Genomic DNA, 17851 nt, shown 5'->3' with positions numbered 1-17851 from the left:
GGTGCCGGACGAGCGCGGCCGCTGTCAGCCGATGAGGACTTCGGTGGTCTGGTGCCCGGTGGGGGTCCAGGTGCGGATCTCCAGGTAGACGATCTCCGCGTCCTCGGTGGCCCGGCCGGTCTCCACCAGCCACGTGAGCACCGCGTGGACGACGTCGCCGTGCGAGGCCGCCACCCTGCGGGACCACTCGGCGGCGGAGAATCCGCCGGTGGCGGAGGAGCCGTAGGTCCGCTCCTCCGTGCCGTCCGCGCGCGGGACCACTCCGCGCCTGATGCCGGGCGAGTCCTGCCGGGAGCCGGCGGACAGGGTGAAGTACCGCGACTGCATCCGTACGGTCAGCGCGACCCGGCCGTCCGCGGCCGCGGCCGCGTGGATCACACCGGCCAGGTGCGCGGCACCGGACCTGATCGCCTGCTTCCCGGCCCGGCCGGCCATGCTCCCGCCCGGGGTGCCGATCACGTCCTTGCCCCGCACCCTGGCCTTCTGCCCGGTCCTCGTGCGGCGACGGACGGTGTTCGCCTCCGCGATCCCGGCCAGTGTCTCCTCGTCCCGCTCGCCGCCCCGCACTGCGCGCACCAGCTGGCGCAGCGCGTTCACCATGCTGGCGCCCTTGCCCTTGGTGAAGAACTGGGAGACCAAGGACGCGTCGCGGCCGAGCATCCTGGCGACCTGGCGCTTGGTGTAGCCCTCGTCGATGAGCTCCTGGGTCAGCCGCGCGGCCTCGTTCGGCTGGTTCGGGTCGGCCGGGCTCACCGCTGCTCACCTCCGGTCGCCACCTGCGCGGCGGCGAGTTCGGCGCGACCCAGGCCGCGCAGCTTCAGGTACTCCTCCTGGGACTGCGGGTGCGCGACGGGGCCGGTGAGGTGTCCCTTGAGGAGGTAGTCGCCGGGCTCGCCGCGGTAGGGCCAGGGCTGGCGCTCGGTCAGCGCGATGCCGTCGGTGCCGAAGTACACGACCGTGCCGGGCTTGGCGTGCAGGGCGCCGGCGTGGCCGATGACCTCCTTGCCCTGGCGGTACTTCATGTCCAGCAGCGCCGCCCGCGCCCCGGACCACACGTAGGCGGCCCACTCGGGGTGGGCGTACGGGTCGCGGGAGAATCCGGCCTGCCGCTGCCAGGTCACCACCTGGCCGTCCTGGCCGAGGATCTCCACGCCGGCCGGGAGCGTCTCGCCGGCCGGGGTGGTGCCGGAGACCAGCCGCGGGCGCTGCGCGAAGCCGCCCAGGCCGAACAGCAGCACGCTGCGGACCGCGCGGGAGGCGAGGTGAGCGGCGGTGCGTTGGCGCTCGTCGCCGTGGATGCGGGAGAGGTTGGCCAGGTCGGCCCAGGCGGCCTTGAGGCGCTTGCCCCACTCGTCGAGGGGCTTGCCGTCCTCGAAGAGCAGGCCGCCGAGGACCTCGATCCTCCACGGCGTCAGGTGGTTGGCGAGGGCGAGGTGGACCTCCGCGCCGCCCGCCCACGTCACGAAGGTCTCCCCCGGCGTTGAAGGGTAGACCCAGGCCCGGTCCCCGGTGACGGGGGCGGGCAGCAGGCCGACGTGGTTCCAGTCGGCCGGGACCGTGACACGCACGTTCCAGTGCGAGCAGGACATCAGCGCCTTGGTCTGCTCCTGCTCGGTCATCGCGGCGAACGCGGCGGCGGTGATCCGGCGCGGGGTGCCGACCGGGGACTTCCACAGGTGCTTGGCGTAGGCGAAGGTACGGTCGTACTCCACCAGCGCCGGGAGCTGCTCCGGCACCCGGGGCGGCAGGATCAGTTCGGTGCGGCCCTGGCCGCCGGTCGCGTGCAGCAGGCCCCGCAGTTCCTCGGACAGGACCGGGTAGCCGCCGGCCCACTTGCCGGTGGTCGGGATGGTGCGCGACCACAGGTCCCGCCCGGTCTGCGAGGGCGAGCCCATCAGGACCGCGTCGTCCCAGTGGCGGCGCAGCGCCTGCCACAGCAGGGTGAACGCCTGGCGGCAGGTGACGACGTCGGCGCCCTCCGGGTCGAACCACTCCCCCATCGAGCGGATCTCGGTGCTGCCGCCGTCCGGTGCGGCGGTGGGGGCGTAGCGGCCGACGGGCTGGCGCTGGTGGACGAAGTGGCCGGCGAGCTTGTCCCGGCCGGCGCCGACGGCGGTGGTCCACCGCTCGGACGGCGTGTTCAGCCACGCGGCGACCGCGTCCTTGAGGGTGGAGTAGCGCTCGGCGCCGTCGTGCCACGGGGCGCCGGCGGTGATGTAGATCCGCTCGGTGCCGGGTGCGGCGTGCAGGACGGCGTCCAGGATCCCGCCGGGGGTGCGGGCGCCGAGGTCGAGGCGCACCACGCGGTCGCGCACCGCCAGGTCGCCGGTCGCGGCGTCCAGGAACACCGTGGAGCGGGTCTGCTGGGTGAAGTTGGGGCGCTTGGACACCAAGCCCGTGGTGACGGCCTCGAAGCGGGCGCCGGCCGGGCCCTCGGGGAGGGCGGGCAGCTCACGCGGGCCGGCGGCGACCGGAGCGGCCGGGACGACCGGCGCAGTGGCCGGGTCGGGCTTCTCGGCAACGGCCTGGTCCTCGACCTCGGCCGGCGCCTCCGTCACCGGTGCGGCCGGGGCCGGCTGCTTGGGTACGGGGACCGGGCGGGTCAGCGCCGGGGCGACCGCAGCCGTGGGCTCGTCGACCGGCTCGGCCTCCGGGGCCGGGACAGGCGCAGCGGCACCGGCAGCGGCGGCCTGGTCGTCGACCTTCGCGGCGCGGACGGCGGCCGGGGTCGGGTCCAGCAGCGGGGCGATCCGTACGACGTCGCCGACGGACAGGCCCGCCGCCTTGGCGACCGCGTCGGCCTTCGCGCCCTCGTACCCCGCGAGCCCGGCCACCCGGCGCGCGCGCCGGGCGGTGAGCTTGTCCAGCTCCTTCTGCGCGGCGGCGACGGCCTTCTCGGCGGACGTGATCTCGGCGCGCAGCTCGCGCAGACCCGCGAGCTCGGCGGTGTACGTCTTGCGGTCCATCAGCGGGTCACTCCCCTTCGGCGGTGGCGGTGGTGGGTCGGGTGGGGACGTAGGCGATCGGGCCGCCGGACACCGACGGCAGGCGGGTGCCGAGCAGCAGGCCCGCCAGGCGCGCGTCCTCGGCGTCGGTGGGGTCGGCGGCGTTGGCGGGGGCGGTGAGGTCGGTCAGGTAGCCGGCCAGGCGCGCCTTCGGGAACCGGTACCGGCCCGCGGTGCCGACGGTGCCGTCGGACTCCCACCCGGCCAGGCCGGTCAGCACCGCGACGACGAACCCGGCGACCGTCACCGGCAGCACCGTTCCGGCGGCGACCCGGGCCGGGTCGCACCGCCACCACCCGGACAGCGCGGCCAGCAGCTGCGTCTGGTCCAGGCCGGTGCCGAAGCCGATCCACTGCCGGTCCAGCTCCTCTACCCGCGCGGGGGCGTCGGAGCGCAGCACCGCGACCTCGGCCACACCGAGCGCGGTCAGGTCGGCGGCCGGGCGGGCCTGCAGGCGCTGGAGCGCGGCCAGCGGGAACACCTGTCGGCCCTGTTCGCGCACGCCGGGGACCACGCCGGTAGCCATCAGCTTTTTCACCGTCGGGATCGAGCACCCCAGCGCTGTCCCGGCTTGACCGGTCGTCACGAACACACCCACAACCTCCACGCCTATTCAACTGACTTGAAACGCTAGGTGACTCTACATCGTCCATGCCTTTTCAGTGAATTGTATAGGCATATGGGTGATCGGGTGTACGGCCGAGCACGGCGCCACGTAACGCAAACCGGGTGACACCAGGGCTTGCTGACCGCCGCGAAGATGACAAGGAGCCAGGACATCCACCATGGCCGGCGGCGCGCAACGCGGCCGCCCACCGGACGGCGAACGGCAGCGACGGCATGCCGTGCCAGTGGGCGGAGACCGTGTACACCCCCAGCCAACTGGGCTGACAACGCCGCACGCCCCGACGGGGCCGAGCCGCCGCGGTCCGGCCCGGGCACGGTGGCCGGGCCGGACCGCTTCCCCGGGTTGCTACCGACGATCCCAGGCGTGGGTCGGATGAGCTGTCAGGCCTGAACGGTGAAGGCGGGCTGGTAGCCCTCGTCTCCCTTGATGTCCTCGTGCACCACGGTCCAGCACAGCCGGTTCCATCGATGGCCGAGGAACAGGGCGAGACCCCGTGGTGTGGCGAGGAAGAGACAGTCCTAGAACGGTTTGACGAGGACGGGCCCCAGGTACCTGCCGGCGATGGTGTCGACGAGGGCCTGGGGTGCGTGCTCGATGCCTGCGACGACGTGGTGCGGGACGGTGGCTCCGTCGAGGAGGTCGAGCCATTCCTGCTCAGCCTCGGGGTGGTCGTCGGCGCTGTAGCCGCGCAGTGTGACCTTCTTCAGCAGAAGCCGGAAGGAGTCGAGGCTCACCGGAGCCGAGCGTCCGGGACCGTTCGGGGCGAGCTGGCCGGACAGGGCACCGATGACGACGATGCGAGCGCCCGTTCGAGCAGCGCGGACGGCCGCGGCCAGCCGGTCGCCGCCGACGGTGTCGAGGACGACGTCGAGGCCGCCCGGTGCGGCGGCGGCGAGCTTGTCCGTCAGGCTTCCGGAGCCTACGGTGACCACGGCGTCGTATTCGCAGCCGCTGATCAGCGCCTCGGTCTTGGCCGCGCTGCCGGTGCCACCGACGACGCGTGCGGCGCCGAGCCTGCGGGCGGCCAGTGCGGCGACCGATCCGATGGCGCCGGTGGCCCCGGTGACGTGGACCGTGTCACCCGGGCGTATCCCGGCCGCGCGCGTGAGCGCGGCGTAGGCGGTCCAGCCGTGGCCGAGGTGGACGGCCGGATCGGTTGCGGGGTCCAGCGGACTCAACTCGGCTGCCGGGACGAGGGCGTACTCGCGCCAACCCGCACCGTGCGCGACCAGGTCGCCGGGCTTCAGGCCGCTCCCCTCGGGGGCGATCACGACCTCGCCCAGCGCGCCGCCGGCCACGGGGTCACCGGGGCGCAGCACGGGGAAGGGGACGCCTTCGACGGATTCGGCCCCTTCGCCGATCATCATGCGCAGTGAGGCGGTGACCCGGAAGTACGTGGTGCGGACCAGTGCCTGCTCTGCCGTGGGCAGGGACAGCGGTACCTCGGCGACGTCGAAGTCGCTGCTGCGGGGCAGCCCGGCGGGGCGGCGGGCGAGGCGCACCTCACGCGTGGTGGCGGGCAGGGCGGACACGGTACCTCCGGGTGATCGACGTCTGGCGCGGCTCCGGCCCCGGAACCTGCCGCCACTGTGCGGGGCGCCGCGGAACCGGTCCACCCACCGGGTACTTCGTGCCGGATCCCGACATCGGCCGTGACAGCCTTGCCGGTATGGATCAGCTCGATCGGCAGTTGCTGCACGCCCTCTACCTTGACGGGCGCGCCTCGTTCAGCCGGATCGCGGCCGTTCTCGGCGTCTCGGGGCCGACGGTCGCCCGCCGCTACCGGGTGCTGCGGCAGTCGGGTGCCGCCCGGGTGGTCGGCTCCGTCCAGGCCTCGGGCGTCGGCCGCAGCGTGTGGGTGCTGCGGCTCGCCTGCGCGCCGGGTGCCGCGCCCGAGATCGCGGCGGCACTCGCCCGGCGGCCGGACACCCGCTGGGTCCGGATCGCCTCCGGCGGCACGGAGGTGCTGTGCAACGTGCACGCCGATGAGGCCGACCGGGACGCCCTCCTGCTGGACAAGCTGCCGGCTACCCGGTCGGTCACCGCGATCCACGCGTGCTGCCTGCTGCACACCTTCACCGACGGCGGCGCCGACTGGGCGCCGCTGTCGTCCGCGCTGTCAGCGGACCAGGTGGAGGCCCTCGCCCACCGGCCGTCGGCTGTGCCTGGAGCGCACGCGCCCGACGAGCTCGACCGGGTGCTCTTCTGCGAGCTCGCCCGCGACGGCCGCATGCCCGCGGGCGAGTTGGCACGGGCGACCGGCCGTGACGAATCCACCGTCCGCCGCCGCATCGCCTCCCTGCGCGCCGATGGGATCCTCGCCTTCGACCTCGACGTCGATCTGCGTGCGCTCGGCCGCGGTACGGCCGCCCTTCTGTGGATCGAGGTGCAGCCGAAGCGCCTCGCCGCGGCCGGGGCCGCTTTCGCCGACCATCCGGAGGTAGCGTTCGTCGCCGCGACCACGGGACCGACCAGCCTCCTGGCCTCCGTCGTGACAACGGACGAGTCCGCGCTCTACGGCTACCTGACCGGCCGTCTCGGTGCGGTGCGGGGCGTACGCGACGTGCGTACCACGCCGATCCTGCGGACTGTGAAGCGCTCGGGGGCCCGCTTGCCGAGCCGGTGATCCGATCAGCAGGGAACCACCGGGTCGGTCTCGCTCACCACGTCGCCGTTCGGGCGGGACGGCGGCGCGCGGGGTGCGGTCGGACAGGTCGTGCCGAGTTCGCGTTCGAGGGGCTGGATCCGCGGGGCGAGCGAGGGCCGGGCGGTGCGCAGGCGCTCGGCGGCACGGCCGAAGTGCCGTTTCCCGGCGACGGCGCGGAAGTGGCGGAGGTGCCCCGGCAGGTCCGTGGCCAGCAATCATAGGTGTTTTCATATCGCTCACTTCATGATTGCGGTCTTGGACTGGGGAGCCCGTGGCCTGTTTAGCTGAGCGTGATCGCGCGGATCGCGGTGGTGTGGACCACCACCGCGGGCGCGACCGTGACTGCACGAACCGCTTGGGGAGACCACCGATGACGCCCGACCTCCGCCGTACCGGCACCCGTACCCGCACCGCGCTGCCCGCGGTGGCCCTGCTCGTGGCCGCGCTGGTCGGCGGGTGCGGCCAGGCGGGCGGCGCCTCGATGGCGGCGGCCCCCGGCACGGCGGCCTCCGGCTCGGCTGCGACGGCGGTGACGGCGGGCGCGGGGGCGGCCTCGGCCGATGCGGCAAGCGCGGCCTTCGCGGAACTCGAGCAGCGGTTCGGCGCCCGGCTCGGCGTGTACGCGGTGGACACCGGCAGCGGCCGGGAGGTCGTCCACCGGACCGACGAGCGGTTCGCGTTCGCGTCCACGATCAAGTCGCTCGCCGCCGGGGCCCTGCTGCGCAAGGCGTCCGACGCGGACCTGGACAAGGTCGTCCCCTACCGCCAGGAGGACGTGCTGGCGTGGGCACCGATCACCTCGCAGCACGTGGCGACCGGCATGAAGCTGCGTGATCTGGCCGCCGCTTCCATCCAGTACAGCGACAACACCGCGGCCAACCTCGTCTTCGCCGAACTCGGCGGCCCGGCGGCCGTCCAGCAGTCCCTGCGCGACCTGGGCGACTCGACCACCAGCGTCGACCGCACCGAACCCACCCTCAACGAGGCGACCCCGGGCGACACCCGCGACACCAGCACGCCGCGTGTCCTCGCCGCCGACCTGCGCCGCTACGTGCTCGGCGACGTCCTCCCGGAAGGCCCGCGCGGGCTGCTGACGGACTGGCTGGTCGGGAACACGACCGGCGGCCCGTACATCCGCGCGGGGGTGCCCGCCGACTGGAGGATCGGTGACAAGACCGGCAACGCGGGCTACGGCACCCGCAACGACGTCGCCGTGGCCTGGCCGTCGGGCGGGCGCGGCCCGATCGTGATCGTCGTCCTGACCGACCGCGGCAAGGCGGACGCCACCTCCGACGACGCCCTGATCGCCCAGGCGACGAAAACCGTCGTCAGCGCCCTCGGCTGACGCCCGCGGGAGCGTCCCCCGGCCCCGGAGGCGCTTGAGCAGGGCGGCGGCGCCCCCGGGGCCGGCGGGAAGGCCCGGCCCGACCGGGACGGCGGCGCCGTGCATAGCATCGGGCGCCCGCCGTCGGCTCCGGTCCGGTCAGGTGAGGGCCGTGGCGCGGCGGCCTGCCGGGTGGCCGGGTCGCCTCTCTGGGCGCCGCTCCCCCGCCGTCCGGGAGTCGGCCGGGAACAGCAGGCGGCCGGGGATACCGGTGCTTCCGTGCCCCGGTCGGCGGACAGCGGTCGGTGGGCCGATGCCGGTCAGGAGGCGGGCATCAGGACGGTGTCGACGATGTAGACGGTGGCATTGGCGGTCTGGACGTCGCCGCAGAGGACCTTGGCGCTGTTGTTGACGGTGAAGTCGGGGGTGCTGCCGGTGACGGTGAGGTCGTGGGTTTCCAGGGTCTTGTGGGTGCCGGTGAGGGCGGTGGGGGCGAGGCGCTGGGGGACGACGTGGTAGGTGAGGATCTCGGTGAGCTTGTCCTTGTCGGCGAGGACGGCGTCCAGGGTGGCCTTGGGGATCTTGGCGAAGGCGTCGTTGGTCGGGGCGAAGACGGTGATGTTCTGCGCGGAGTTGAGGGTGTCGACGAGGCCGGCCTGCTTGACGGCGGTCACCAGGGTGGACAGCAGCGGGTTGTTGGAGGCCGCGGTGGCGACGGGGTCCCCGGCCATGCCCGAGAAGGACCCGGCGCCGTCCTTGGGCACGGCCGCACACGCGGTGCCGAACGGCCGGCCGCTCATGGCCGCGCCGGACGCGGTGGCGGGCGCGGCGGCGGGTGCGGCGGCGGAGGACGACGCTGCGGCCGGAGCCTTGGGCGCGGTCGGGGATCCGGAGCCGCTGCTGCTGCAGGCTCCCAGGGCGAGCGCGAGAGCCGCGGCCGCGGCCAGGGCGACGGAGCTGCGACGGCGAGTGGTGGTCATGGCGGTTCTCTCCTTGATGCGGTTGTGAAGGTCCGGCCCGTCGGGCGGGCCGGGCGGGGGTGGTTCGGTCGGAGGTGGTTCGGTCGGGGGTGGTTCGGGTGGCCGGTGCGGCTCAGGTGACGGTGACGACGGTGCTGTGCCAGCCGGCGGCGCCGGCCGGGTAGGGAGCCGCGCGGGTCTCGGTCTGCACGGCTCCGGTGGTGTCGGTGGCACGGACCTCGATCCGGTGGGCACCGGGGACGGCGCCGGTCCAGGTGTGGGTCCACTGCCGCCACAGGTCGGGTCCGGTGTCGGGGGCGAGCAGGGCTTCCTGCCACGGGCCGCCGTCGAAGCGGACCTCGACGGCGGCGATGCCGCGGTGGGTCGCCCAGGCGGTGCCGGCCACGGTGATGTCGCCGACGGGCACCCGCGCGAACGGGGCGGGGACCTCGATGCGCGAAGCGGTGCGCACCGTGCCGGTGCGGTCCCAGCCCCGTTGCACCCAGTAGGGGTCGTAGGCGGCGAAGGTGGTGACGTCCAGGTCGACGAGCCACTTGGTGGCGGAGGTGTAGCCGTAGAAGCCGGGCACGACGCTGCGGCACGGGAAGCCGTGGGCGACGGGCAGGGCCTCGCCGTTCATCGCGACGGCCAGCAGCGCGCGGCGTCCGTCCAGGACCGACTCCAGTGGGGTGCCGATGGTCATCCCGTCCTGGGAACGGCCCACGAGCTGGTCCGCGCCGGGGTGCACACCCGCCCTGCGCAGCAGGGCGGGCAGGGAGACGCCGAGCCAGCGGGTGGTCCCGGCATAAGGGCCGCCGACCTCGTTGGACACGCACGACAGGGTGTGGTCGAGCTCTTCCAGCGGTTCGCGCAGGAGGTCGTCGAAGGTGATCAGGAGGGGGTGGTCGACGCGGCCACGGACGCGCAGGGCCCAGCGGCGGGGGTCGATGCGGGGCAGGGTGAGGGCGGTGTCGACCCGGTAGAAGTCCGCGTTCGGGGTGACGAACGGGGACAGGCCCGAGACCTTCGGGTGGACGGCGGCGGGCAGCGGCGGCAGCGGCCGGGCGGCCGGGGGGATGCGGACGGCGGCGCGGGCCGCGCCGATGTCGTGGCGGCGGTCCGACAGCGTGCGGCCGCCGACACCGGCGAGGGCTCCGACGGCGATCGTCGCGCCGGTGGCGGCGAGCACGGCGCGACGGGAGGTGCCCGCGGGGCCGCCGGGTGCGACGGGCTCGGCTTCGGTCCCGCCCTCCGGGCGGCCGCTCGGTGCGTCGCCGTGTGCGGCCGCCGGCGCTGCCGTGGTCTCGGCGGTGCGCAGCGCGCGGGCCAGGAGAAGGAGGGCCGCGGTGCCGGTCAGGCCGGCGGCCAGGGCGGGAGCGGCGTCCGCGGGGCCGGAGGTGGGGCGGGAGAGGGCTGCCCGGGTGCCGAGCAGTCCGAAGGCGGCGAAGACGCCGGCCCCGAGCGCGGGGTGGCGGGCGACCAGCAGACCGGCGAGCGCGGCGAGCAGTGCCATCGTCAGGTAGATCCCGCCGAGCAGCACCGACTTGTCGTGGGTGCCGAACGTGCGGATGGCGTACTCCTTGAGCGAAGTGGGTGTCAGGTCGATGGCGGCCGACCCGACGGCGATGACCGGCGCGCTGTCAGGGCCGGTGAAGGCGGCGGCCAGTTCACCGGCGCCGAGCGCGGCCGCGGCGGCGGCCCATCCGGTCGCCGCTGCGGCGCCGGCCCGCGGGAGGCCGCCCCGGCGGGGCCAGGAACGCGGTGGTACCTGGGTTGCGTCGTTGCTCACGTCCCGTCTTCGTCGCGGCGGTGGGGGCGGATGGGTGCCGATCTCCTCCCCCGGCCGGAAAGGTCCCCCGGGCCGGTCGGTGACCGGTTGCCGGCCGCTGTCTGCCGCCCCCGCTCCGGCGGACGCGCCCTGCCGGGTGAACGCCCCCGGAGCGCAGGGGGCGGGTGGAGGCCGGCGCGCGGCGGGCGGCGGTGAACCGGCGGCGGCCGGGGCCAAACCGGAGGCCCGACGGCTCCGAAGACCACATGCCAGCAGTCGTGTTCACCGGCCGGTCCTTGTCCCGGCCCCGTCGTGGGGAGGCTCTCGTTGCCCGCCGCCTGTCCGTACGGCTCACCGCCCGCCCGTTGCCCCCGACGAGCAGACAGGTGAGCGCCGTCGTCCACCTGTCCGGGCCCCGCCGGCCCGGCCCGGACCTCGAAGAACTCCTCGCCAGGGTCGCCCGCGGCGACCAGGACGCCTTCTCCCGGCTGTACGACGCGGTGGCCGCGCCGGTGCTGGGCCTGGTACGCCGGGTGCTGCGCGATCCGGCGCAGTCGGAGGAGGTCGCCCAGGAGGCGCTGCTGGAGGTGTGGCGCACCGCCGCCCGCTACCGGGCCGAACGCGGCGAGGTGATGCCGTGGGTGCTGACCATCGCGCACCGGCGCGCGGTGGACCGGGTCCGGTCGGCACAGGCGGCCGCCGACCGCGACCAGCGCGCGGCAGCGGCTTCGCACGCTCCGGTGTTCGACGAGGTGGCCGAGCAGGTCGAGGGCCGGTTGGAGCGCGAGCAGGTGCGGCGCTGCATGAAGACGCTGACGGAACTGCAGCGCGAGTCGTTGACCTTGGCGTACTACCAGGGCTACACCTACCCGCAGGTCGCCGAGGTTCTCGGCGCTCCGCTGGGAACCGTCAAGACCCGCATGCGCGACGGACTGATCCGTCTGCGCGACTGCCTGGGGGTGGGGGCGTGAGCGCCGCCGAGCTGCACACCCTGACCGGCGCCTACGCCGCGCACGCCCTCGACCCCGAGGAAGGCGCCGAGTTCGAACGGCACCTGGCCGGGTGCCCCGCCTGTACGCAGGAGGTCGCGGAGTTCGCGGAGACCCTCGCCCGGCTCGGCTCCGCCGAGGCGCTCCTGCCCCCGCCGGCGCTGAAGGCCCGGGTGATGGCCGCGTTGCCGACGGTGCGCCAGCAGGCCCCGCACACCGCTCCCGTGCCGGGGCACCGACGTGACCGCCCGGCCCGGGGCTGGACCAAGCTCGCTCTCGCGGCCTGCCTGGCGCTGGCCGTCGGCGCCGGCGCCATCGCCCTGCGGCAGCACCAGCGGGCCGGACAGGCACAGGCCCGCGCCGCCGTCCTCCAGCAGCAGCAGGACCGCTTCGCCGCGCTGCTCACCGCGCCGGACGCCCGCACCGTCACCGGTACCGTGGCCGGCGGAAGCGGGGTGGGCACGGTGGTGTGGTCGGACTACCGCGGCCAGGCCGGCTTCCTGGCCTCCGGCATGCCCGTTCTCGCCGCCGGTAGCACGTATGAGCTGTGGTTCGACGACGCGGGGACGATGCGCCCGGCCGGGCTGCTGCCGGCCGGCGACGGCGCCCTCCTGCTGACCGGAGCGCCGAACGGGGCGCGCGGCATCGGCGTCACCGTCGAACCGGCGGGCGGCTCCGCGCACCCCACAACGGCGCCGCTCATGCTCCTGCCCTTCACCTGAGCCGACCGGCCCGGGCCGGGATCCCGGCCCGGGCCGCTGAGGCGCCGAGCGGTGTCGGCACTTCGTGGGCGCGGCGTCCGGGCGCGTACCGCCCTCTTCGGCGCGGGTCAGCCGGGCGGGACCGGCAGGGCGGCGGGCACGGCCTGCCCGAGCAGGCAGGCACGGGCGTCGTCCAGGGCCGCGGCAGCGTGGCGCAGGTGGTGGTTGACCACCGGGACGAGGGTGCCGCGCAGGCCGTCGGCGGCGTGAAGGGCAGCGGCGGCCCGGTCCAGGAAGTCGCCGGCGTGACGGACCGACGGAGACCGGTCACCGGCGCGGTACTCACCCGCCAGGGCCCCGGCCGCATCGGCGAGTTCACCGACGCCGGGGTCCTCCACCGGTTCGGCGCCGAAGAGCTCCAGCCCGTACGCCACCTCCGCCAGCCTGGCCGAACGGCGCGTCTCCCACCATGTACTCACACCGCGATCATCCACCACCGCACGACCCGACGGACACGAAACGACCCAACTCTCCCGCAACCGCGGGGGTCCGGGCGCACTCGGAGGAGACAGGGGCCCCGGTCCGACGGTTCGGGGAAGGCGGTCGTGGAACGCCGTCCCTCCCATGGCCGGCGCCGGGCGGGGAAGGCCGTCGGGATTCCCGGGCGGGATTCCCGACGGCCCGGACCCGGCCGTCCGGGAGGCCGCCGACAGCAAGCGAAGGCCCGGGCCCGGCGTTGATCGCGCTCGCCTGCCGACCGCCGTTTCAGGCGGCGGCGGCCAGGTCGGCGCGGCCGAACAGCAGGGCGTAGCCGCGGGGCAGGTGGGCGAGGAGGCGGTCGGTGAGGTTGTCGTCGGTCAGTGTGGTGAGGGCTGCCAGGACGGAGGAGGCGTCCCAGCGGGCGGCGGTGAGGCTGGTGCCCAGGGTGTCGGCAAGGGTGTCGACGAAGGCGGGGGCGGTGACGGGACGCGGCAGGGGGATCTGGGCGGCGAGGACGGCGCGGGCCCGTTCGGGCAGGACTGCGGCGAGGTCGCGGCGTTCGTCGCCGGTGAGCTGGGAGCCGAGGAGGGCCAGGACGGCGTCGAGGACTCGTTCGGCTTCCTCGTCGGTGGTGTAGCGGCCGAGGCTGCGGACCTGCTGGAGGAGGTGGCGGTAGCGGGTCATGACCGTGGGGCCTTCCAGGGGCTGGCCGCCGGCGGGCCGGCGGTGGCGTGAGGGGTGGTCAGGGTCGTTCGCCTGCGGGCGGTCGGCCGAACAGCAGGTCGTAGCCGGGCGGCAGTTGGAGCAGGACGCGCCCGGTGAGGTCGTCGCCGGCGGCGTCGGCCACCGTGGACAGGACGGCGCCGATGTCCCACAGGGCGGTGGCTTCGGTGGCGCCCTCGATCCAGGCGGCGGCCGCGCGCACGAACCGTTCCGGGCTGAGCGGCTCGGCGGCCTGCAGGGGGTTGAGCAGGATCAGGGCCATGGTCTCCGGCAGGCGGGCGGCCAGTTGCGCGCGCACGTCGCCGACCAGGTGGGCTCCGAGCAGAGCCAGGACGACCCGGGCGGCCCGCTCGGCCTCCTGTGGGGTCTCGTACTCGCCGCGTTCCCGGATCTCTTCCAGGAACGCCTCCCATCGAAGAGTCACCGCGGTTCTCCCTCCGTTCAAGGTCCGGCGCGGCCGTGCCCGGTCGGGGGCTGGGCGCCGGTGCGGCCCGGTGAGCTGTGCAGCCGGACGCCGCGGCTGCTGGTTCCGCGAAGGATCAGGCGTCTGCCGCTGCGGTCGGCCCGGTCGCGGGCCCGGACGGGGCGCCCGGGCCCGCGCGGTCCGTGAACGCGACCTCCGATGGATCGAGTACCACCTCCCGGTGCGACTCGGGCGCGGCGGCCGGAGCACGGGGCGGGGCGGAGCCGAGGTCGATCCCGCCGGGCCCCCGCACGATGAGGGTTGGCCGTTCACGGCGATTCCGCGTCGCTGCGGATGGGCCGGCGGGGGCGGTCGGCGGTCGGGGGTGTTCCGGCCGCCCTTTCGATCGAGGGGGGAGATCGGGGCGGCCGGAACGGCCTCGGGGGGTTGGTCAGGCCTGGATCTGCTTGCGGTCGCCGCTGTGGCTGATCGCGACCTTGCGGGGCTTGGCCTTCTCGGCGACCGGGATCTTCAGGGTCAGCACGCCGGAGTCGTAGTCGGCGGTGATCCCGGCGGGGTCGAGGGTGTCGGAGAGCATGACCTGGCGGGAGAACACTCCGAGCGGGCGCTCGGACAGCTCCCACTTCACGCCCTCGCCTTCCTGGCGCGGACGGCGCTCGGCCTTGACGGTCACCATGTTCCGCTCGACGTCGATGTCGATCGCCTCCGGGTCGACCCCCGGCAGGTCGAAGCAGATCACGTACTCGTCGCCGGTCCGGTAGGCGTCCAGCGGCATCGGCGCCGGACGCGACCAGGTCCCCGTGCTGCCCAGGAACTGCTGGGTCAGACGGTCCAGCTCGCGGAACGGGTCAGTGCGCAGCAGCATCGCGAAACACCTCCACTGATCGAATGGGTGCCAGTGCGCTTCACCTGACACCTTTGTAGCGCGTCATCCATCCGATGACAAGTTGGCACGTCGCCCGTAGAGTGACTTCATGAGTGAAACGCCCCGCCGACCCGCCGCCGGTGGTCCTCAGCCGGTCGAGCCCGCTTCGTTCCTGGCGGCCGCGGCCGCGCTGGCCGCCATCGACGACGCCGTCCGCACCGCCCAGGACCCCGCGCCCCGGCCCACGACCGCCCCCGACGAGCGGGAAGGCCCCGAGCAGGCCCTGGCCGCCGTGATGCTGCTGCGTGAGCTGCGCGCCCAGCTCGCCGGCTGGGAAGTCGGCCTGGTGGAGAGCGCCCGGGAGGCCGGCGCCACCTGGGCCGACCTCGCCCGGCCCATGGGCGTCGCCAGCCGCCAGGCCGCCGAGAACCGCTACCTGCGCCTCAAGCCCGCCGGCGGCACGACACGAGGCGGTACCGGTGCGGAACGCGTCAAGGCCGTGCGCGACCGGCGGGCCGCCGACCGCACGGTCACCGCCTGGGCCCGCGACAACGCCGCCGAGCTGCGGGTTCTCGCCGCCCAGATCACCATGACCGCACTCGCCCCCGACGCCCGCCCCGCCCAGGCCGCCCTGACCGCCGCGCTCGGCGCCACCGATCCCGCCGACCTCATGGAGCCCCTCGCCGCCGTCCGCCCCCACCTCGGTACCGGCCATGACGACCTCGCCACCCGCCTCGACGCCCTCACCCACCACACCGCCCGGCTCCGCGACGACAGCGACCGACGCCGCGCCTGACCCTGCCGCCGACTGACCCTGCCGCCGCCGGAGCTCGGCACCAAGGTGCGTGTCGAGCTCCGGGTGAACGAGTCGTCGGCCGCGCGGGTCGGGCGGCCCGACGGGAAGCGTCGAAGGGTTGACGCGAAAAAGTGTGAGTGGTTTATTACTCATATGGCGACGACGAAACGGGTGCTCAGCACCGCGGAGGAGCGCAGGGAAGCGGTGCTCAGCACCGCGGTCAGCAGCTTCGCGGCCCGCGGCTACTACGGCACCAACACCACCGAGGTGGCGAAGAGGGCGGGCATCTCGCAGGCCTATGTCTACCGCCTGTTCCCCAGCAAGGAGGCGTTGTTCGTCGCGGTCGTCGAGCACTGTTTCGACCTTGTGCGGGACAGCTTCGCCAGGGGGGCGGCCAAGGCGCGCGGCAGCGAGCCGCACGAGGTGCTGATGGCGATGGGAGACGAGTACGCCCGGCTCATCGCCGACCAGGACCTGCTGCTGGTCCAGGTGCACGCCCAGGCGGCCGCGGCGTCCGAGCCCGCGGTGCGCGAGGTGGTGCGGCGCGGCTACGCCAGGACCGTCGAGTACGTGCGCAGCGTTTCCGGCGCGGACGCCGGCGCGGTCCAGCACTTCATGGCCAGGGGGGCGCTGTGCCACCTGGTGGTGGCGATCGGCGCCACCGAGGTCGACGCGCCGTGGGCGAACACGCTCTCGGCGGGCCTGCGCCACTACTGAGTTCCGTCACCGATCGGCTTTCGCCGCGAGAACGGCCGCGTCGCGCGGCCTTTTTTCGAACCAAAGTGTGAGTGGTCAACCACTCAATTCCCAGAGGAGAACCCATGCCCCAGGAACTGCACGTCGTCCTCGGCACCGGACCGGTCGGCCTCACCCTCGCCGAGCGGCTCGTCGCCCGGGGCAAGCAGGTGCGCACGGTGAACCGGTCCGGCGGCGGGGAGCGGATCGCCGGTTCGGTGCGGGTCGCGGCCGACGTGACCGACCGGGCCGCGCTCGCCGAGATCGTCGAGGGCGCCGACGTCGTCTACAACTGCACCCACGTCCCGTACCGGCTGCAGCCGCAGGTGCTGCCCGTGATCCAGGACGCGCTGCTCGACGTGGTCGGCCGCAGCGGCGCGAAGCTGGTCACCGTCGAGACGCTCAACCAGTACGGCCCGACCGGCGGGGTGCCGATGACCGAGCGGACGCCGCTCGCCGCACCGGGCCCCAAGGGCAGGACGCGCGCCGCGATCACCGAGCGGTACCTGGCCGCGCACGAGCGCGGGGACGTCCGGGTCGCGCTCGGCATGGCGGCCGACTTCTTCGGCCCGCGCGTTCTGCTGTCCTCGCTGGGCGTGTCGGTGTTCCCGGCCGCGCTGACCGGCGCGGCCAGGCTCGGACTGGGCGACATCGACCTGCCGAAGAGCTACACCTACGTGCCCGACCTCGCCGCCGGGCTCGCCACGCTCGGCTCCGACGAGCGCGCACTCGGCAGGCTGTGGCACCTGCCCGTCGACGGCCCGTACACGACCCGGCGGATTCACGGCATCATCGGCGACCTGACCGGCTTGCCGACGCAGATCACGGTGCGGCGCGAGGCAGAGCCGTTCGGCCCGTACGACGAGGAGTTCATGGCCGAGTACCGCGAACTGTTCTACTGGCACACCGAGCCGTTCGTCATGGACGACTCGCTCTACACCGGCACCTTCGGCGTCCGCGCCACCCCGATGCGCGAAGCGCTCGCCAAGACCCTCGACTGGTTCGCCCACCCCGTCCAGGAAGGACAGTGACCGTGCGGACCCCCTACCCCACCGAAGTGACCTCCAGCGGTGACGGCCGCAACGGCAGGGTCCGCTCTCGCGACGGCCTGCCGGACACCGCACTCACGCTCCCCGACCTCGTTCCGGGGGCTCGGAAAATTTCTTCGAACCCGGCTGCAACCCCCCGGGCGGATGGACGTCTATCAGGGTGAGAGGCGGGGAGAGCGAGCCGGCGAAGCCGGGGGGCTCGGGCCGGCTCCTCGGGGCGCGACAGTGAGCGCCCGTCCTTTCCGCAACACACCATCACCTTGTCCTTGGGGGGACTGTCACATGAACGCGTCCGTTATCGCCCGTATTGCGAAGATCGTCCCGCTGGCCGTCGTCGCCGCCGTCGGTGTCACCGCCTGCGGCCCGACCGACGGCGGGGCCTCCGTCGCGGCCCCCGCCACCACCCCCGCGGCCACCTCCTCGGCCACCCCCGCCCCGGCCACGCCGACCACCGAGGCCACGCCGACCACCCCCGCCGAGACCCCGGCCGAGCAGACACCCGCCCACCAGACCGCGACCGCCAGGACCGACACGAAGACCGCCGCCAAGACCACCCCGGCCAAGACCGCCGCCAAGACCACCGGCGGCACGTCCGGCACCGGCGGCATCGCCATCACCTTCAACGGCCTGGACCAGAACGGCCAGATCGGCCTGGGCGAGCTGGTCCCCTTCTCCGTCACCTGGAAGAACAACGACACCACCGGCACCCGCAGCATCGTCCCCGTCGTGGCCACCCAGCCCTACGAAGGCGCGCCCTG

General features: G+C 74.3%; 18 protein-coding genes and 2 pseudogenes. 8 read left to right on the top strand and 12 right to left on the bottom strand.

What is annotated here, in order from left to right; all coding sequences use genetic code 11:
* Positions 1 to 24: 24 nt before the first annotated feature.
* The 5 genes and pseudogenes from ACWD4P_RS20765 to ACWD4P_RS20745 all read right to left on the bottom strand — a co-directional run bounded on the left by ACWD4P_RS20765 (position 25) and on the right by ACWD4P_RS20745 (position 5165).
* Positions 25 to 753 (bottom strand): helix-turn-helix domain containing protein, encoded by a 729-nt coding sequence (locus tag ACWD4P_RS20765; RefSeq protein ID WP_449780540.1) that lies wholly within the window; start codon positions 751 to 753, stop codon positions 25 to 27.
* On the bottom strand, positions 750 to 2966 hold the full coding sequence (locus ACWD4P_RS20760; protein WP_449780539.1) for a hypothetical protein: 2217 nt from the start codon (positions 2964 to 2966) through the stop codon (positions 750 to 752). Before ACWD4P_RS20760 ends, ACWD4P_RS20765 begins: the two co-directional genes overlap by 4 nt.
* Positions 2967 to 2973: 7 nt before the next feature.
* A complete protein-coding gene (locus ACWD4P_RS20755) occupies positions 2974 to 3531 on the bottom strand; it encodes a DNA-binding protein (RefSeq protein WP_449780538.1) in 558 nt (185 codons plus the stop codon).
* Positions 3532 to 4013: 482 nt separating this feature from the next.
* Positions 4014 to 4133: pseudogene (locus tag ACWD4P_RS20750) on the bottom strand (hypothetical protein); the annotation flags it as partial.
* Between the two features lie 18 nt (positions 4134 to 4151).
* Positions 4152 to 5165, bottom strand: coding sequence for a zinc-binding dehydrogenase (locus tag ACWD4P_RS20745; RefSeq protein WP_449780537.1), 1014 nt, complete (start codon positions 5163 to 5165; stop codon positions 4152 to 4154).
* A gap of 137 nt (positions 5166 to 5302) precedes the next feature.
* On the opposite strand from ACWD4P_RS20745, the gene ACWD4P_RS20740 reads away from it, so the two are divergent.
* Positions 5303 to 6259 (top strand): Lrp/AsnC family transcriptional regulator, encoded by a 957-nt coding sequence (locus ACWD4P_RS20740; RefSeq protein ID WP_359827010.1) that lies wholly within the window; start codon positions 5303 to 5305, stop codon positions 6257 to 6259.
* 5 nt (positions 6260 to 6264) lie between these two features.
* Here the strand turns inward: ACWD4P_RS20740 and ACWD4P_RS20735 are convergent, their stop codons facing one another.
* Positions 6265 to 6495 (bottom strand): LysR family transcriptional regulator, encoded by a 231-nt coding sequence (locus ACWD4P_RS20735; protein ID WP_449780536.1) that lies wholly within the window; start codon positions 6493 to 6495, stop codon positions 6265 to 6267.
* Between the two features lie 155 nt (positions 6496 to 6650).
* Here ACWD4P_RS20735 and bla point away from each other — a divergent pair, with 155 nt between their 5' ends.
* Complete coding sequence (gene bla / locus ACWD4P_RS20730) at positions 6651 to 7625, top strand: class A beta-lactamase (protein ID WP_449780535.1); 975 nt, start codon at positions 6651 to 6653, stop codon at positions 7623 to 7625.
* A 299-nt stretch (positions 7626 to 7924) separates the two neighbouring features.
* Here bla and ACWD4P_RS20725 read toward each other — a convergent pair whose 3' ends face one another.
* Complete coding sequence (locus tag ACWD4P_RS20725; RefSeq protein WP_449780534.1) at positions 7925 to 8584, bottom strand: fasciclin domain-containing protein; 660 nt, start codon at positions 8582 to 8584, stop codon at positions 7925 to 7927.
* A 112-nt stretch (positions 8585 to 8696) separates the two neighbouring features.
* Positions 8697 to 10352: a molybdopterin-dependent oxidoreductase gene (locus ACWD4P_RS20720; RefSeq protein ID WP_449780533.1), complete on the bottom strand. Its 1656-nt coding sequence runs from the start codon at positions 10350 to 10352 to the stop codon at positions 8697 to 8699.
* 365 nt (positions 10353 to 10717) lie between these two features.
* Between ACWD4P_RS20720 and ACWD4P_RS20715 the strand changes: the two genes are divergently transcribed.
* The gene (locus ACWD4P_RS20715) at positions 10718 to 11302 is read left to right on the top strand and encodes a sigma-70 family RNA polymerase sigma factor (RefSeq protein ID WP_359826997.1); all 585 of its coding nucleotides are present in this window, start codon (positions 10718 to 10720) and stop codon (positions 11300 to 11302) included.
* Positions 11299 to 12042, top strand: a complete 744-nt coding sequence (locus ACWD4P_RS20710; RefSeq protein WP_449780532.1) for an anti-sigma factor — start codon at positions 11299 to 11301, stop codon at positions 12040 to 12042. The genes ACWD4P_RS20715 and ACWD4P_RS20710 overlap by 4 nt, the downstream gene beginning before the upstream one ends.
* A gap of 107 nt (positions 12043 to 12149) precedes the next feature.
* Here ACWD4P_RS20710 and ACWD4P_RS20705 read toward each other — a convergent pair whose 3' ends face one another.
* From ACWD4P_RS20705 to ACWD4P_RS20690, 4 genes are all read right to left on the bottom strand, one after another.
* Positions 12150 to 12500 carry a hypothetical protein gene (locus ACWD4P_RS20705; RefSeq protein ID WP_449780531.1) on the bottom strand — a complete coding sequence of 117 codons (351 nt, stop codon included), beginning with the start codon at positions 12498 to 12500 and terminating at the stop codon, positions 12150 to 12152.
* A gap of 286 nt (positions 12501 to 12786) precedes the next feature.
* Entirely contained in the window at positions 12787 to 13185 is a 399-nt protein-coding gene (locus ACWD4P_RS20700; protein WP_449780530.1) for a DUF2267 domain-containing protein, read from the bottom strand.
* Positions 13186 to 13243: 58 nt separating this feature from the next.
* Positions 13244 to 13648: a DUF2267 domain-containing protein gene (locus ACWD4P_RS20695; RefSeq protein WP_359826988.1), complete on the bottom strand. Its 405-nt coding sequence runs from the start codon at positions 13646 to 13648 to the stop codon at positions 13244 to 13246.
* A 430-nt stretch (positions 13649 to 14078) separates the two neighbouring features.
* Complete coding sequence (locus ACWD4P_RS20690) at positions 14079 to 14513, bottom strand: Hsp20/alpha crystallin family protein (RefSeq protein ID WP_359826985.1); 435 nt, start codon at positions 14511 to 14513, stop codon at positions 14079 to 14081.
* Between the two features lie 109 nt (positions 14514 to 14622).
* On the opposite strand from ACWD4P_RS20690, the gene ACWD4P_RS20685 reads away from it, so the two are divergent.
* The 4 genes and pseudogenes from ACWD4P_RS20685 to ACWD4P_RS20670 all read left to right on the top strand — a co-directional run.
* A complete protein-coding gene (locus ACWD4P_RS20685) occupies positions 14623 to 15309 on the top strand; it encodes a hypothetical protein (protein ID WP_449780529.1) in 687 nt (228 codons plus the stop codon).
* A gap of 153 nt (positions 15310 to 15462) precedes the next feature.
* Positions 15463 to 16026, top strand: a complete 564-nt coding sequence (locus tag ACWD4P_RS20680) for a TetR/AcrR family transcriptional regulator (RefSeq protein ID WP_449780528.1) — start codon at positions 15463 to 15465, stop codon at positions 16024 to 16026.
* A 104-nt stretch (positions 16027 to 16130) separates the two neighbouring features.
* Positions 16131 to 17075, top strand: coding sequence for an NAD-dependent epimerase/dehydratase family protein (locus ACWD4P_RS20675; protein ID WP_449780527.1), 945 nt, complete (start codon positions 16131 to 16133; stop codon positions 17073 to 17075).
* A gap of 300 nt (positions 17076 to 17375) precedes the next feature.
* Positions 17376 to 17851 (top strand): annotated as a pseudogene (locus ACWD4P_RS20670) (hypothetical protein); the annotation flags it as partial.

The sequence above is a fragment of the Kitasatospora sp. NPDC002543 genome (genome assembly GCF_053594915.1).
Note: the sequence above shows the minus strand (reverse complement) of the source record. Positions and strands in the feature narration are given on the sequence as shown.